The organism is Varibaculum sp. GTC20041 (assembly GCF_055387755.1).
This window is the reverse complement of sequence record NZ_AP041144.1, coordinates 1,627,459-1,644,237: the sequence shown is the minus strand read 5'-3', so window position 1 is coordinate 1,644,237 and position 16,779 is coordinate 1,627,459. Positions and strand designations below refer to the sequence as shown.

At 52.1% G+C, this 16,779-nt stretch carries 12 protein-coding genes; 9 read left to right on the top strand and 3 right to left on the bottom strand.

Going from position 1 to position 16,779, the window contains the following annotated elements; translation table 11 throughout:
• The first annotated feature begins 65 nt into the window (after window positions 1-65).
• Entirely contained in the window at window positions 66-1,373 is a 1,308-nt protein-coding gene (locus tag ACZ5BI_RS06865) for an aspartate kinase (RefSeq protein ID WP_238127802.1), read from the top strand.
• Complete coding sequence (locus tag ACZ5BI_RS06860) at window positions 1,373-2,419, top strand: aspartate-semialdehyde dehydrogenase (RefSeq protein ID WP_278610613.1); 1,047 nt, start codon at window positions 1,373-1,375, stop codon at window positions 2,417-2,419. The genes ACZ5BI_RS06865 and ACZ5BI_RS06860 overlap by 1 nt, the downstream gene beginning before the upstream one ends.
• A 96-nt stretch (window positions 2,420-2,515) precedes the next feature.
• Here ACZ5BI_RS06860 and ACZ5BI_RS06855 read toward each other — a convergent pair whose 3' ends face one another.
• Together ACZ5BI_RS06855 and ACZ5BI_RS06850 are read right to left on the bottom strand one after the other, a co-directional pair.
• A complete protein-coding gene (locus tag ACZ5BI_RS06855) occupies window positions 2,516-3,766 on the bottom strand; it encodes a variant leucine-rich repeat-containing protein (protein ID WP_464895957.1) in 1,251 nt (416 codons plus the stop codon).
• Between the two features lie 164 nt (window positions 3,767-3,930).
• Window positions 3,931-4,650, bottom strand: a complete 720-nt coding sequence (locus ACZ5BI_RS06850; protein ID WP_464895956.1) for a TetR/AcrR family transcriptional regulator — start codon at window positions 4,648-4,650, stop codon at window positions 3,931-3,933.
• Between the two features lie 248 nt (window positions 4,651-4,898).
• Here ACZ5BI_RS06850 and ACZ5BI_RS06845 point away from each other — a divergent pair, with 248 nt between their 5' ends.
• The 7 genes from ACZ5BI_RS06845 (at window position 4,899) to ACZ5BI_RS06815 (ending at window position 15,494) form a co-directional block, all read left to right on the top strand.
• Entirely contained in the window at window positions 4,899-5,690 is a 792-nt protein-coding gene (locus ACZ5BI_RS06845; protein WP_464895955.1) for an MFS transporter, read from the top strand.
• A 403-nt stretch (window positions 5,691-6,093) separates the two neighbouring features.
• Complete coding sequence (efeU, locus tag ACZ5BI_RS06840; RefSeq protein ID WP_307737923.1) at window positions 6,094-7,080, top strand: iron uptake transporter permease EfeU; 987 nt, start codon at window positions 6,094-6,096, stop codon at window positions 7,078-7,080.
• Between the two features lie 69 nt (window positions 7,081-7,149).
• Window positions 7,150-8,382, top strand: coding sequence for an iron uptake system protein EfeO (gene efeO, locus ACZ5BI_RS06835; RefSeq protein WP_464895954.1), 1,233 nt, complete (start codon window positions 7,150-7,152; stop codon window positions 8,380-8,382).
• Window positions 8,383-8,394: 12 nt separating this feature from the next.
• Window positions 8,395-9,759, top strand: a complete 1,365-nt coding sequence (gene efeB, locus ACZ5BI_RS06830) for an iron uptake transporter deferrochelatase/peroxidase subunit (RefSeq protein WP_464895953.1) — start codon at window positions 8,395-8,397, stop codon at window positions 9,757-9,759.
• A gap of 293 nt (window positions 9,760-10,052) precedes the next feature.
• Window positions 10,053-11,243 carry an MFS transporter gene (locus ACZ5BI_RS06825; protein ID WP_464895952.1) on the top strand — a complete coding sequence of 397 codons (1,191 nt, stop codon included), beginning with the start codon at window positions 10,053-10,055 and terminating at the stop codon, window positions 11,241-11,243.
• Window positions 11,244-11,340: 97 nt separating this feature from the next.
• The gene (locus tag ACZ5BI_RS06820; RefSeq protein ID WP_464895951.1) at window positions 11,341-12,582 is read left to right on the top strand and encodes an MFS transporter; all 1,242 of its coding nucleotides are present in this window, start codon (window positions 11,341-11,343) and stop codon (window positions 12,580-12,582) included.
• 284 nt (window positions 12,583-12,866) lie between these two features.
• Complete coding sequence (locus ACZ5BI_RS06815) at window positions 12,867-15,494, top strand: iron-containing alcohol dehydrogenase (RefSeq protein ID WP_464895950.1); 2,628 nt, start codon at window positions 12,867-12,869, stop codon at window positions 15,492-15,494.
• An 83-nt stretch (window positions 15,495-15,577) separates the two neighbouring features.
• Here ACZ5BI_RS06815 and ACZ5BI_RS06810 read toward each other — a convergent pair whose 3' ends face one another.
• Window positions 15,578-16,543, bottom strand: coding sequence for a carbohydrate kinase family protein (locus ACZ5BI_RS06810; protein ID WP_464895949.1), 966 nt, complete (start codon window positions 16,541-16,543; stop codon window positions 15,578-15,580).
• Between the last annotated feature and the right edge of the window lie 236 nt (window positions 16,544-16,779).

The window sequence follows — 16,779 nt, the reverse complement described above, 5'->3', positions numbered from 1 at the left end:
GATTGCGCCAAATTCTTACAATAATTGCAGAAGACAGCTAATCGCTAGGCATACAAGGGGAACAAATGGCACTGATTGTGCAAAAGTATGGCGGATCCTCGGTTGCCGACACCCAGTCGTTGCAACGGGTTGCGCGCAGAATTGTGCAAACCCGTCAAGCCGGGCATCAAGTGGTGGTCGTGGTCTCCGCTATGGGAGATACCACCGATGACCTGATTGATATGGCGGCCGAACTTAATGCTCATGCTCCCGCCCGGGAAATGGATATTTTACTTTCTGCTGGCGAACGTATCTCTATGTCTTTACTGTCTATGGCCATCTCCGCGCAAGGAGTACCGGCGATGGCTTTTACCGGCGCACAAGCCGGTATTCGTACCGACGCTAAATACGGTAAAGCCCAGATTGTCGGGATGGTTCCGGAAAGAATCGCCCGCGTAATCCGAGACAATAATGTGGCGATTGTAGCCGGGTTTCAGGGCGTTAACGATGCCGAAGATGTGACCACTCTGGGGCGTGGTGGCTCTGATACTACCGCGGTGGCGCTAGCAGCTGCCCTTCATGCGGACGTGTGTGAAATCTATACCGATGTTGACGGATTGTTCACCGCTGATCCGCGCCTGGTGCCGACTGCCCGGGCATTGCACTCCCTCGACTATGAGGAAACTTTAGAGCTGGCAGCTAACGGCGCCAAGATTTTGCATCTGCGAGCAGTAGAGTTTGCCCGGCGCTACCGGGTGCCCTTGCATGTAAGGTCTAGTTTTTCCGATAAAGATGGCACTTGGATTGCCCAAGGTCCGGCCCCGAAATCATTGCGAGGGATTGTCCCCGCTAAAGCCCTTGAGGAGGAAAACGTGGAAGCTCCCATTATCTCTGGTATTGCCCATGATCGTTCCCAGGAAAAGCTGACCGTAGTGGGCTTGCCTGACCGACCGGGCGTGGCCGCTGACCTGTTTGCAGCGGTGGCAAAAGTCGGTGCCAATATCGACATGATCGTACAAAACATTTCCGAGGCACGCCCTGGTAGGGCTAATATTTCGATCACTATGCCGGCGGAAGACATTCCGGGAGTGATGGAAGAACTGCAGCACGAAAAGAACGTTTTGGATTTCATCCGCATCGACCACGACACCAACGTGGGGAAGGTATCGCTAGTTGGGGCAGGTATGCGCAATAATCCGGGGATTTCGGCGCGTTTTTTCCAGGCGCTATCGGATGCCGGGATCAACGTCGATATTATTTCTACTTCAGAAGTGCGTATCTCCGTGCTGATCAATTTAGATCGCCTGGATGATGCAGTGTTGGCTATCCATAAAGCTTTCGATTTAGATTCCGAAGAAACTGAAGCCGTGGTCTATGGAGGTACCGGACGATGATGAAAGAACTAACCGTAGCCTTAGTCGGAGCAACCGGACAGGTCGGCCGGGTAATGCGTACTCTGCTGGAAGAAAGAGACTTTCCCGCCGCTAGCATTCGCCTGTTTGCTACCTCGCGTAGCGCGGGCAAGCAGCTTTCTTTCCGCGGTCAGCAAATAACTGTAGAGGACGTGGAGGACGCGAACCTGGAGGGGATCGATATTGCGATCTTTTCCGCCGGAGGGTCAGCGTCGCGTACCTATGCTCCTCGTTTTGCCGCTGCCGGGGCAGTGGTAGTCGATAATTCCTCCGCCTGGCGCAAAGACCCCGAGGTGCCCCTGGTAGTTTCCGAGGTCAACCCGGAAGATATCAAGGACCGCCCTAAAGGGATTATCGCCAACCCTAATTGCACCACGATGGCGGCAATGCCCACGGTGAAAGTGCTCCATGATCTCTTTGGGCTGGAAACCTTAGTGGCGTCCTCCTATCAGGCAGTATCCGGGTCGGGGCGAGCTGGGGTGCAAGAGCTTTCTTCCCAGCTGGAAGCTAGCGTAGAGCGCTGCGAAGAACTGGCTTTAGATGGGCAAGCTATTGAGTTTCCCGAGCCTAAAACCTATGTGCGCCCGATCGCGTTCAACGCGGTTCCGGTAGCCGGAAACTTTGTTGATGACGGCTCTGCCGAAACCGATGAGGAACAAAAGCTGCGTAATGAGTCGCGGCGGATCCTGCACCTGCCGGAGCTCGCGGCCTCTTGCACCTGCGTGCGAATCCCGGTGATGACCGCGCATCTACTGTCCCTAAACGCACGTTTTACTCGCCCGGTAGATTTAGAACAAGCTCAGGCGGCATTAGAGCAGGCTGAGGGAGTACAACTAGTAGAGGTACCCAATCCCTTGGATGCTGCTGGCCGAGATGGGACTTTCACTGGACGCTTGCGTATCGATCAATCGGTTCCGGATGGAAAGGGGCTGGCGTTCATTTGTTGCGCCGATAACCTGCGTAAAGGGGCGGCACTTAACGCCATCCAGATCGCAGAGCTGGTCGCCCGCGAACTTTTGGAAGCCTAGTTCCGGCTACCTGCGGGTGTCAGGTTGGCTGCTTGCCCGCTAGGAGGAGAAAGCTAATAGATTTCACTGGCGCTGCCTCCCGGGGTAATGGAAAGGCTAGTTGCCGGGGGCTTTAACTTTAGGTTGGTAGGCTTCGGCGCTATTAACCGTTAGTTTCAGCCCGAATCCGGTCTGCAGATTCCAACAGTCAACCCCCGATCCGGAAGACTCGCAGGCGTAGGCTCCTGAGGCTGCCGCAGCACCGCTAGCGAGTACGGTCTGTGAAACTTCGTTATCTTTAACCCCTAAATCTTCGGGGGGCTTTGCGCCATCTGCTCCCAGGGTGAACTTGACGGTGGCTCCCGGGTTTTGCCCGATATTTCCGGTAAAACTAAAGACGTTACAAACCACTTCGTTGCCGATGGTGCACTTGATGGGGGCATCAGGGAGTGAAAACTCAGCGACCTGGTAGGCGCCGTTGGGTAGCCCTTTTGCTTGCCCTATCTGGTTGGTGGGAGCGGGAGCTATCTGGCGTCCCTCAGTTTTCACGTCCAGTTGGGCGCCGGCGTTACTGTTTTTTTGCTTAGTGTCTTGGCCAGCAGCGTTCTTACTGCCGGCACCGTTTGCCCCATTTTCTTGATCATCGGGAATCCCATTATTGTTGTGGTCGCGATTTAGATCGGAATCTCCGAAGATGCGCGCGATCACTCCGTCCTTCCCGTACCAGCTTTTCGAGCCGTCACCGCCGGTTAGGCGGTCTGCTAAGTTACCTCCGACCGATAGTATTAAACCGATCAACACGGCAATCACGATCACGAAAATCTTGCTTTTTCGGGAGGCGGTTTTTTCCTCGACCGGTGAAAAGTCTTCTAAATCTTCCTCGTCAGCAAGTTTAAGTTTCTCAGCCTTAGTTTTTTCCGCTACCTCAGTTTCAGCGGTAACTGCGGTTTCTGGTTCATCCGCTGGCTTCGCGGTTGTCGTTTCCGCGGTTGCTTCGAGGGGGGTGGTAGGTAAATCTTGGGTGTCTTTACTGCTAACCGGGTCTACAGCTGCGCTGGCTTTAGTAGGAGTCAGCGGGGAAGCGCTCTGGGGTTCTTCTGCTGGTGCCTTCTGGGGAGCGGGAGAGGATGCCGGGATAGGGGAATGGTTTTTTGCCCGAGCTGCCCGGTCTAGCCGGTTTTGGCGGCGTTGTAAGGCAGCGGCAATTTCCGGATCAGAAAACTCGCCTAACCACTCTAGAAGTTCTGGATAAGTGGAGGGGTTTTCAGCAATGAGAGGACGCAAAGAGGGATGGTTTTGAGCCAAATACTGCAATTCTTCCAGGGGCGTCGCCGGGTCGCTTGCCCGCTGAACCGGGTCGGTGCTCATGTTTCCTCCTTTGACTCTCTTAAGCGATTATAGATTACTGGGACTTCAAAATGATTCCCTCGGGTCCATAGTTGCCGGCTCAGCAAATAAATGCCGGCACTACCTCCTGGCTTACGGCCTAGGAAGATAAACGTGCGGCTTGCCAGATAGCAACAAAGCTGCGTCTAGCTGGCTCGATGGATTGGACAGGCGGAGATCACCATTCCCTCGCCTTCGCGGGAAGCAAACGGATTATCGTCGAGATCTAACCGGCGTCCCAAGAAACGTTTTGCGTTGGGTAGCGGAGCCAAGGTGTGGCTCGCGCCCAAGGAACGCAGCACATACGCCTGTATGCAGTGGATCAGATATTCTCGGTGAATCGGGTCTTTGGGGAGAGATCTGCCTGCTAGAGACGCATTCACCATCGAGATCGCAATGGGTAGGTTTTGGGGAGGAAGTGTGCCTTCATTAATGGCTTTTCGTAAGATTTGACGCAGTATATTTTCTACAATCTGCGCGTGAAGGCGTAGTTCGCTGCTAGTTTCATTTGATACTTGCCGGCGTAGATCTAGCCCGGGCGCTAGGTGGTAAGAAGATCCCAGAGTGAGCTGTTCCCGGATGTAAATTCGTAGCATTTTTATAGGGGAGGACACCCCCGCCAGAGCGTGGTTCAAACGCACCGAATACTGTCCCGTTTCATAGGCAATGAATGCCAGGAGCAGTGCTTCTTTATCTTGGAAATGGTTGTAGACCGCAGTGCGCCCCACTCCCGCCTCTTGAGCAATCTTCGCCATGGTTAGCGATGCAAAAGTACTGGTTTGGAGGAGACGGGAGAGGGCATCAAATAGCTGTTGGCGAGTTTTCTCGCGATGTTCTTCCAGAGTTTCCCCGATAATCCTTGGCATGTAGACATTCTTTCATTTAATGACACTTTTAATCTAATCGTCTCGAAAGATTGTAGTGGGAAGTTTTGAGGCGGACAAAGAAAAGGGGCTCCTAGCTGGTAACTAGCAAAATATTTGTTGGGAAACGCATTTTATGGGTGAGGTGGCGACTGAACCTCAGCGATAAATAATCGTATTTGACGCACTAACATATTGGCGATAGTGGTAGCTTAAAACGCGGTACTGTTAGTGGCTTTGAGGGAGGATATTTGACCAACCTATTGTTGCCACTGATTTATCTGGCTTTTATTAGCTTGGGATTGCCCGATGCCCTGTTGGGTTCAGCCTGGCCAGCGGTCTACTCAGATTTTCAGGTACCAGTTTCCTATGCGGGGATTGTGTCTATGATTATTGCCCTGGGTACCGTTACCTCCAGTCTGTTATCGGATCGGATCATTGCTTGGGTACAGCTGGCAATCACCGCAGTATTGTTCTTGAGTTTGCCGCTTAGGAAACACCATGAAGGGATAGAGGTAACTACTAACTCCGAGGGGTCGCCTGGCTCTAATGCCCCCGCACGCCCTCAATCCCTAAAGCTTTCGCAGGTAGTGCGGATTATAGGAGTAAAAGAGATGATGACCTGTTTCTTTTGCTATTCCGTCTTGGAGCAAACCGCTGCGCTTTGGGCAGGAACTTACCTGAGGCTATTTAAGGGGATGGATGCGGCCGCTGCTGCCGCGTTTGCGGGAATGTTGTTTCTGGGAGTGACTCTAGGCAGAGCTGTCAGCGGAATCTTGGCAATTCGCCTCAGCGATCAACAGTTAATCCGCTTGGGAATGCTACTGGCCGCAGCGGGAGTAGCGATTTTGATAATCCCGGGATCGACGGGACTGGCAGTATGTGGGCTTATGGCGATTGGCCTAGGGTGTTCGCCGATCTATCCCGCGATGCTGCACGCCACTCCCCAGATCTTCGGGAAAGACCGCTCACGGGCGGCCACCGGAGTGCAAATGGCCAGTTCCTATTTGGCGATTTTTATTATGCCCCACTTTTTGGGCTGATAGCGCAGTATTTATCAGTAGGCCTTTTGCCTGTCTACCTGACCTTGCCTTTGGGAGTATTCGCCTTGGTGCAGCGCCGCTTGGCTTCTATAGGTTACTAAAAGTATCTTCCCGGCTGGAAGGTAGCTGATAGCGCATATCCTCACTTCCGAAATAGCCGTGACCGCCTGCGAGCCTACCGATCGAGATAACAGGTAAATAGATAGGTGAACCTACTTTAGGAACGAGAACGTAAATTCGCATAAGCTGCACTAATTGACTGTATGATGCTTTGGCCAGTGTTTATAGTGAAATTTTGTGAGAATAAAGCTCCTTGACAGGGTGAGACGAATTGAATAAATTAGGCTTGCCTTAGCTAAGGAATTATAAGTTTTAGCTAACTAATTCGCGGACTGGAGAGAAGATGCTCGGCGCTTTACTAATTGCGTTACGTGAAGGTTTGGAAGCTGTTTTAATAGTTTCCATTCTTTATGCCTATGTAAAGAAAGTTGAGCGTGAAGATCTGTTGCCAAAACTATGGCTAGGGATAGTCGTAGGGGCGGTAGTCCCCATGAGCGTGGGTGCTTACTTGGTTTGGGGAACCTACACCCTTACCACCCAAGCCCAAGAGGCGCTCGGAGGCTTTCTTTCCCTATTCGCGGTCGCCCTCATCACCTGGATGATTTTTTGGATGGCCGAGCATTCCGCCGGGATGGCTGCCCGGATGCAATCCCAAGTCAAGGAAGCGCTGTCGAAAGGTAGCGGAGCCGGTTGGTCGCTGTTTGTAATCGCCCTGATCACCGTGGGGCGAGAAGGACTAGAAACCGCGATTTTTATCTGGCCGATGTTCAAGAATGCCAGCGACAACGAAAATGGCACCAGCCTGGTTGTCGGAATGTTGGTGGGGATAGCAATCGCCATCGCGCTGGGATACCTGATCTATCGGGGAGTAGCCCGTATCGACTTGCGGGTATTTTTTGAGGTAACCGGGTATTTACTGATTTTTGTGGCCGCCGGGGTATGCTCCTATGGCTTCCACGATTTACAAGAAGCCGGGGTTATCCCCATGACCGCACCCCTATTCGATTTCACCACTTATATTCCCACCCTGGTTTATAACGGCGGTCTCTATGACGTGCTGGTAGCCATTTTCCAGTTCTCGCCCAGCCCCACCGCCCTGCAGTTCTTTAGCTGGCTGATCTACCTGGTGGTAGTGGGGGCGCTGTTCTACTTTTACAACCGCAATAAGAAGTTGTTTTTAGCAGTGAAAAGGGCGCAAAAAGAAGAAGCTGCTACGCCGGAAAAGAGAGGAACTGACGCGGGAGACAAGGATACAGCGGCGATTGTGTCCGCTGAGGACGCGCCAGCAGGAACAATTCACAAGACCAAAACGTCAGTTGCAGTTGACTGACCGTTTTCCCGAGGGCGCGCTCGCGTCCTCGACGCAAAAATGCACACCTAAGGAGACAAATAAATGCAAATGCGTAAGATTGCCGTAGCCTTCGTGGGTACGGCGCTGGCAGTCACGATGACTGGTTGCGTAAAGAACGACAACAGCGCCGCCAGTGATGGTGCGGCGGGTAGCGCTAAACCCATCGAGGTGAAAATCGCTGACGACAAGTGCGAGCTAGCGGTCAATACTGCGCCGGCGGGTACTATCAAATTCTCCCTAAACAACGAGGGACCTGCCCGCAATGAGTTTGAAGTACTTGCTGAAGACAAGCTGCAGATTATGGGAGAAATGGAGAACCTGGCAGCCGGGGATAAACGCGACTTCACCGTGCAGCTAGAAGAAGGAACCTACTACACCGCCTGCAAGAAGAACATGGTAGGCGCCTTGGTGGGGCTGAAAGAGTTCAAAGTAACCAAGGGTGAAGGGATTAAGGTCAGCGCCGATGAGCAAAAACTGCGCGATGACGCGGTTACCAAGTACACCGCCTATGTAAAGGATCAGGCTGGCCAGTTGGTAGCAGCCACCCAAGAATTTGTAGATGCTTACAAGGCGGGCGACAACGAAAAAGCTAAGAAGCTCTATCCCTTGGCTCGTATGCATTACGAGCGGATCGAGCCCACTGCGGAGTCCTTCGGTGATTTGGATCCGAAGCTGGACGAGCGGGAAACCGACTATCAGCAGGCTGATGACGCTGACGGGCGGGAATGGACCGGTTGGCACCGCTTAGAGAAAGATCTGTGGATCGATCAGAAGCTTTCTGCTGCCGATCGCACCAAGTTTGCCGATTTGCTGATGAAAGACACTCAGGATCTACATAAAGCGGTTTATGCTGCTGACTTCAAACTAAAGCTGGACGATATTTCCAATGGCGCTATTGGTCTGCTAGAAGAAGTAGCTACCACCAAGATCACGGGTGAGGAAGAGATCTTCTCGCACACTGACCTCTATGATTTCCAGGCCAACGTGGAGGGTGCCCGGGTAGCTTACGGTAATGTGCAGGCCTTAGCGCAGAAGAAAGATCCAGAACTGGCGAAGAAAATCGATGCCAAGATGAAGGATCTAGAAGCTACTATTTCCTCCTATAACCGGGCCAGTGGGGATAACCAGTGGGATTTCCCGCCCTACACTGATATCGCGACGGTCGCTGTCGGTTTGGAGAAAACTCCCGAAAAGTACACCAAGAAGCAAAAAGAGCTTTCCGATAAGGTAAATGCGCTGCGTGCTCCGCTGGCGAAGTTGACGGAATCTATCCTGAAATAAGGTGAATATTCATTGAGTAATAACTCTGTTAACCATCACCCCGAGGAGGAAACCTCAAAGGTTGCCTCCTCGGGGGAAACCCCAGAAGAAACTGCTTCTGCTCCGGGGATTTCCCGTCGCAACGTGTTAATCGGTGGGGGGATCGCTGCCCTCGCCGGTATCGGCATCGGGGGATTCGGAGGTTTCGCCTACGGTAAATCCAAAGGTGAGGCCGCCGGAGAAGCGGCTTCCGATGTAATGAAGATTTCCTATCCTTTTAGAGGTAAACATCAACCGGGAATTCTCACCCCTCAGCAGCAGCAGATGATGATGGCTGCCTATGACCTGACCACTGAGAGCCGGGAACTGGTTATTCAGCTGCTGAAAGACTGGTCTTTGGCGGCTGAACGGATGATGGCTGGTAATCCGGTAAACGATCCCAAAGTGTCCAAACTGGCACCCCCGGATGATACGGGCGAAGCCTATGATCTCGGGCCAGGCGCCCTCACGATCACTATTGGTTTTGGGGAAAGTTTCTTCCTGAAAGACGGGAAAGACCGCCTGGGGATTGCCGATAGGATGCCGGAGCCGCTAAAAGGCGGGATCCCGAGGATGGCAGCAGAGAAACTGGATCCCGATCAGTGCTACGGGGATATCGTGGTGCAAGCGTGTTCGGAAGATCCCATGATCTCTATGCACGCAATCCACAACCTAAGTCGTTTGGCGTTCGGCACCGCAACCGTTCGCTGGACGCAACTGGGTTATGGACGCACCTCCTCTACCTCGACCGGGCAAAAAACTCCCCGTAACCTCTTCGGGTTCAAGGATGGAACTTCCAATATCAAAAAGGAAGATTCCGATGCGGAGCTAAATAAGCATCTGTGGATTCAGCCCGGTGATTCGGGCGGAAAGTATTTTGCAGGTGGCAGCTATCTTTGTACTCGCAAAATCAAGCAGATGATGGAAGTCTGGGACGAACTGGTCTTGCAAGAGCAAGAAGACACCATTGGGCGCGACAAACTAGAGGGAGCCCCCCAGTCCGGAGGAACTGAGTTCACCGATCCCGACTTTAAGAAGAAGGGCGAAGACGGGGAACCGCTGATCCCGGTGGATTCGCACGTGGCGATGGTGCACCCCGATAACAACGGGGGAGCCCGGATGCTCAGGCGCGGATACAACTATATGGAGGGTACCGACAGCTTGGGGCGTCTGGAAGGTGGGCTGATGTTTATCGCCTATGTTCGTAACCCCCAAACCAACTTCATTCCCATTCTGAAGAAGATGTCGGGGGACGCCATGACCGAATACCTGCAGCATATAGCTACCAGTATGTGGGTAATGCCACCCGGTGTGGGGCAGGGAGAAGACTACGTGGGGCAAAAACTCTTTGAAGCCTAAACTGTAACCTCCAGAAAAATAGGTTTTGGGGAAACCTAAAACCGGGAGCGGGTCTTGCTGATTGCTTTCAGCAAGACCCGCAACTTTTTCTGCCACTTAATAAAGCTAAAACTTAGCCACTGTTTTACCACTAGCTGTAAAAATGGTATTTTCAACTGCCCCCGTTTTCCCGTAAAGTTTCCGTCACCGCCTGTTAAATTGATGCCTCCTCAAATTTTATGGTCACTGAAATGCTGATTTTGGGCGCGGTAAATGGGTGCCTAAAACTGATAGTTTTATTTCAGGAGGCGCTCTTGACTAACTTACTACTGGCACTGATTTATCTGGCTTTTATCAGCTTGGGATTACCCGATTCTCTGCTGGGTTCAGCCTGGCCAGAGATTTATCCAGATTTTGCGGTGCCGGTTTCGTATGCGGGATTTATTTCTATGATTATCTCCTTGGGAACTGTTACTTCTAGTCTGCTGTCGGATCGGATAATCTCCCGGCTTGGTACCGGGAAAGTGACCGTGCTTTCGGGGTTGTTGACTGCTTTGGCTATTCTGGGCTTCGCCTTTGCCCCTTACTTTTGGGTGCTGTGCGTCTGCGCGATTCCCTACGGACTGGGAGCGGGCAGCGTGGATGTGGCTCTCAATAACTATGTAGCGCTACATTTCAAGAGTACCCACATGAACTGGCTGCACTGCTCCTGGGGAGTTGGTGCCACGATTGGTCCTTATGTGATGGGGGTAGCACTTTCTGGGGGAGGTAACTGGCAGAGCGGATACTGGTATATAGCCTTGATACAGCTAGTAATTACCGCGATTCTATTTTTAAGTTTGCCGCTCTGGAAACGCCACGAACAGGAAAGCTCTCCTGCCAGTAGTGAGAAGTTGCCCGAATCGGATTCCTCTGCAGCTAACCAGCGCCCTCTCAAGCTTTCACAGACAGTGCGGGTTAAAGGTGTAAAAGAGGTAATGGCATGTTTCTTCTGCTATGCCGTATTGGAACAAGCAACTGGGGTCTGGGGTGGAACCTACCTTAAGTTATTTAAAGGTATGGATGCCGCGAGCGCCGCCTCCTTTGCGGGAATGTTATTCCTGGGGATAACCCTAGGGCGAGCAGCGAGCGGATTTTTGTCGATTCGTTACTCTGACCAGCAATTAATCCGTTTGGGGATAAGTCTGGTAGCGGGGGGAGTAGTTCTGTTGTTAATACCGGGATCGGCAACCATCACGATTTGCGGACTTATGGCGATTGGTCTGGGTTGCTCGCCGATGTATCCTGCGATGATTCACGCAACTCCCCAAATCTTTGGGAGGGATCGCTCGCGCGCAGTAATCGGCGTGCAGATGGCTAGCTGTAACTTGGGGGTTTTCGTGATGCCGCCCCTTTTTGGCCTGATAGCGCAGTATTTATCTGTCGGTTTTTTACCTGTCTACCTGGCTCTGTCTCTGGGAGTATTCGCCTTGATGCAGCGCCGCTTGGCTCCCTTGTATGTCTAACAGTGGTGCTTGCACCAGCTTGAGGACCAGGAAAATGTAGCCTTTTCAGGCAATATGTGGATGCTTAAAACTGATAGTTTTAAGCCAGGAGGCACCCTTGACTAACTTATTACTGGCACTGATTTATCTGGCTTTCATTAGCCTAGGACTACCTGACGCCCTGCTGGGGTCGGCTTGGCCAGCAATTTATTCAGATTTTATGGTAACGGTTTCCTACGCCGGGATTGTCTCGGTGATTATTTCCCTAGGAACCATTGTTTCCTCCCTGCTCTCAGATCGTTTGATTTCCTGGCTAGGCACCGGAAAAATCACCGCCATTTCGGTGGGGCTAACCGCGGTAGCTATCCTGGGGTTCGGAATGGCTCCCAACTTCTGGGCGCTTTGTGTATGCGCGATTCCTTACGGATTGGGAGCCGGCAGTATAGATGTGGCGTTAAATAACTATGTGGCACTACATTTTAAGAGTTCCCATATGAACTGGCTGCACTGCTGTTGGGGGATTGGTGCCACGATTGGTCCTTACATTATGGGAGCTGCCCTTGCGGGAGGCAGCGACTGGCGCGGGGGCTACTGGTATGCCGCCTGTATACAACTGGGCATAACCGCGGTACTATTCCTAAGTCTTCCTCTGTGGAAACGCGGCGAGCAGGCCGACTCCGCTGCTATTTCTAGCAACTATCCTGACCGAGGGGCAGAAAATGCTGGCTCCGGAAAGGCCGAGGAAATCCCGGAGCTGAAAGTTCAGTCCGCACGACCTCGACACCTGAAGCTTTCCGAAGTGGTGCAGATTCCGGGAGTGAAAGCCATGATGGTCTGTTTCTTCTGTTATTCCGCGTTAGAACACACCATCGGGCTGTGGGCGGCAACTTACTTGCGGTTGTTTAAAAATATGGATGCAGCTGCGGCGGCCGCCTTCGCCAGTATGGTGTTCTTAGGAATCACCTTAGGGCGTGCTATCAGCGGTTTTTTGGCTATGCGTTACTCGGATCAACAGATGATTCGCTCGGGGATGATACTGACAGCTTTGGGGTTGCTAATGCTGATTATTCCCGGGTCAGCCGCGTTGGCAGTGTGCGGGATAATGGCGGTTGGACTTGGGTGTTCTCCTATTTATCCGGCGATGATCCATTCCACCCCGCAGATTTTTGGGAGGGAGCGCTCGCGGGCAATCACCGGGGTACAAATGTCTTGTTTCTTTGTGGGAGTCCTGATTATGCCACCACTATTCGGGATAGTGGCGGATCGTTTATCAGTGGGGTTGCTGCCAGTGTATTTGAGTATTGCTTTAGGGGTAATGGCGTTTATGCAATATCGGCTAGTTCGCCGAATGGTTCACTAACTGGGATTGCATACTGATATTAATTCTTTCCTTCCCAGCAGCTGGTGCGAGATAAGAAAAGTGTCTGCGGGATACTAGGGCTGTGTATCTCTGGGTTTAGGCATATGCTTCATAGGTATGCATAAATGTGCATAAAGGCTTAGGGGCCTGAAAACCTATGCTATGAGCCAAATTTATTTTTATTCAAGTTAATGTTTTTATTAGGTAAATTTTTCTAAACAGAGTTGTTGGCCGTAGTAAAGCAGATCCAGTTTATTTAATCGGTGTACAGAAAAGAGTTAACCATGTCCCAAAAAGAGTTGAGTGCGGCCCCAATCGAACAGGCTGCCGACGAAACAGCCATCGATGCACTCGTAGCAAATGCCCAGCAGGCACTGGCAAAATTTGAGAGTCTTGATCAGCGTACCGTAGATATTATTGTAGAAACCGCCGCCCGAAAAGCGCGGGAAGCCCATGCGGTGCTGGCCGCCGAGGCGGTAACCGAAACCAAACGCGGTAACTTTGAAGACAAAACCGTAAAAAACATTTTTGCCTCCGAAGTTATTGCCCACGACTTAGAGGGGCAAAAAACCGTAGGGGTGATTTCCCGTGATGAGTTCTCCGGGATCGTGGAAGTTGCAGAACCAGTCGGGGTGGTGGCGGCTCTTACCCCGGTCACTAACCCCACCTCCACCACTATTTTTAAAGCACTGATTTGCCTAAAAACTCGCAACCCCATTATTTTTGCGTTCCACCCATTCGCACAGAACTGTTCTGCTCATGCCGCCAAAATAGTTTACGAGGCGGCGCTAGAAGCTGGGGCGCCTAAGGGATGCGTACAGTGGATTACCGCTCCTTCAATGCAGGCTACTACGAAGCTGATAAACCATCCGGGAGTAGCAGTTATTCTCGCTACCGGTGGTAACGCTATGGTCAAGAGTGCCTATTCTTGCGGGAAACCGGCGCTAGGGGTGGGAGCTGGAAACTGTCCTGCCTATATCCACGAAAGCGCCGTGGTCAAAAATGCAGTAAATGACGTCACTATTTCGAAGTCGTTTGATAACGGCATGATTTGTGCTGCCGAGCAGGCGGTGATCCTCGACGAGACCATTGCTGATCAGGCGCTGGCAGAGTTTGAAAATCTCGGATGCTACCTGGCAAACGCGGAGGAGAAAGCGAAGCTAGAAGAGCTGCTTTTCGGGGCACGTGCGGGTAGTGAAGGGTGCAAGACCGCCAAATTGAATGCGGCGATTGTGGGACAGAAAGCCTCGAAGATAGCAGAAATGGCCGGCTTTAGCGTTCCCGAAGATACCCCAGCTATTTTAGTGCCCTGCTCGGAAGTAAGTTATGAAGAGCCATTGACCCGAGAAAAGCTCTCCCCAATCTTGGCGGTATTGCGGGCGAAAAATGCCACGGAAGGCATTGATTTGTCCCGCCAGATGGTAGAACAAGACGGGCTGGGACACAGCGCGGCCATTCATTGCCGCGAATGGGAAGTTATTGACAAGTTCGCCAAAGAAGTTAACGCCGTGCGGGTTATTGAAAATTCCCCGAGCGCTTTCGGTGCTATCGGAGGTCTTTATAACGCGATGGTGCCCTCGTTGACTCTCGGCTGTGGTTCTTATGGCCATAACTCGGTATCGAACAATATCAGTGCAGTTAACCTGCTTAATGTCAAACGGCTAGCCAGGAGGAACCCGGTAATGATGCCTTTCCAAGTACCTAATCAAATTTATCTCGGATCTGGCTATATTCGGCAGCTAGCCAATCTGGAGTTAGGTACCAAAATTACGGTGATTACCAATCAACGTGCCGCTAATAACGGGCAATTGGATGTGGTGATGCAACTACTGTATGCCCGCAGCAATAAAATATCTGTTCAGGTTATTGATGATGCGGAAAGGCATTTCAGTACCGAATATCTAGAGAAGAAAGTACGTGAAATCACTGGTTACGGACCGCAGACGGTTATTGCAGTTGGGGAGCGAAGCGTTATCAATGCAGCTAAATTCCTACGTTTGTTCGCGGCGTGCCCCGAGTTATCGGTTAAGGAGGTCTGTGCCGGGCATATCTCCTTACCAGCTCACATTAATTCGCCACAGCTTATCTGTGTTCCTACTATTACCGGAGGGCGTGCTGCGGTCGCACCCTCGGCTGCTATTACCGATGTGGATACTGGTTTTGCTCGTCCAGTTAAGTCGACTGCATTCCTGCCGCAAATTGTGGTTATGGATACTACCTTGGCGCCCTATAGCCGAAAAGATACTCTGCGGCGCGGTTTCCAGGGTGTCGCCTGCGCTATCGAAGCCTATACTTCTACCCAAGCCAGTGAATATACCGATTCCTTGGCGCTGCACGGCCTAGAGAATGTATATAAGACTTTGCCCCGGGTAGTTAGTGCCGCAGAAGAGAGTCAAGAATTGGCTGACCAGCGAGAAAAGGTTATCGAAGGGGCGTTCTTAATTTCTACAGCGCAGGGTAACACCACAATGGGGTTGGCGGATTCATTGACCAAGACTTTTGCAGCCGCTTTTGGAGGCAGTAATCAGGAATATTTCCCGGCAGTGCTGCCTAATGTGGTGCGGTTCTTAGGAGGACGGCCGCGCAAGTTTGTGGCTTCCCCGAACTATCTGCGTTTCCAGGCTCCCCAGCAGCTGACTGAAATTTGTCGTCGACTCGGAATTGAGGCGCGAGAAGAGGACGCCGGTGCGGCTCTTGCCCAGGCTTTGGAAAACTTGGTTTCCACCTTTGGGGTGCCGTTAAAGGTGCAGGATTTTGAGATTTCGGAAGCAGATTTCCTGGCGCAACTGCCCGAGCTAGCCCAGCGTACTTTCGATCGCGAGTCCTATACTGGTACGCCCCGTAAAGCTACCATGGCGGAAATAGAAAACATGCTTAAAGTCTGTTACTACGGGAAAAAGTTTGTTTCTTAACCCCTGATATAGGTGGGCGGGGGAGGTGTCATAGCTCCCCCGCCCACCTAAATTCGCTGTTGTCTCTAACGCGTTCGCTCTAGCTAGAGGGTGGGGTCAGCGGCAAGTACCTCTGCTACCTCAGCTTGGGTAGGACCATAGGCTCCCACCTTACTTACCGTGATTCCCGAGGTGATGGTTGCCCGGTGGAGAGCACCTTGGATATCGCTGAGGCGAGCTTGCCGTAACCGCTGTTTGGCTTCCGCCGAACCCAGCAGGCCTGCATCTAACAGTCCCGAAATCAGGCCGGCCATAAAGGAATCTCCGGCGCCCACCGTGTCTTTGACCTTGATGTTTAGGGGATCTACCGCCAACATATCCCGGTCATTGGCGCAAAACGCATAGGACGCCCACGGTCCGCGGGTAGCTACAATTATGCCTGGTCCCAGGTCTTTCCACTTGTGTAACACGGTCTCAATCGGAGTGTCTTTGCCGTAGAGCCAAGCGATATCTTCATCGCTGGCTTTAACCAGATCAGCGAGGCTGATTAGCTCTTCGATCCGCGGGCGTACTTCCTCGGGACTGCCCATTAACGAGGGGCGTACATTGGGGTCATAGCTTACGGTTCCCCCAGCTGCCATGGCCTTGACCGCCTTGACCACTGCAGAGGCGCCCGGTGCCAAAGTAGCGGCGAAACTTCCGGTATGCAAGTGGCTGAGGGTACTGACCTTCGGCAGGGGCGGAACCTGCCACTCCAGCTCGAAGCTGTAGGTTGCTTGCCCATTATCGTCGATTTGAGCGTTAGCTATCGGGGTTTTCTGAGCGTTAGTGCTACCAGGCACCACGCTTACTCCGGCGGAGGCTAGTTTTTCTTCTAGGCTCTTACCACGCTCGTCCTCGCCCCACCAAGAAGCCAAGGAGGTGGGGTGACCTAAACTGGCGATTCCGCACGCTACGTTAAAAACGCTGCCCCCCACTTTCTCGTCCACATTACCTGCACGTTTAATAACGTCAATCAGGGCTTCTCCCAGGCAAAGTACGGGACACTCAGTTGATTTCATATCGGTCATGATAACTACTCCACACCTAGTTTCTTGGACATTTTTTCAAGGGGAATCCCCTTGGTTTCCGGCATGACTTTCAGTACCCACAGCAGCTGACCGCACATGCACAGGAAGAAGATTAGGAATGACCAGCTTTGCTTATCTTAGCAAATGCAGTTAATGCCTAGATGGAGGTATTCGGTCAGTAAGGGCTGTCCCGGTAACCGTCATTGGTTACCGGGACAGCCCTTAGCAACTATTTG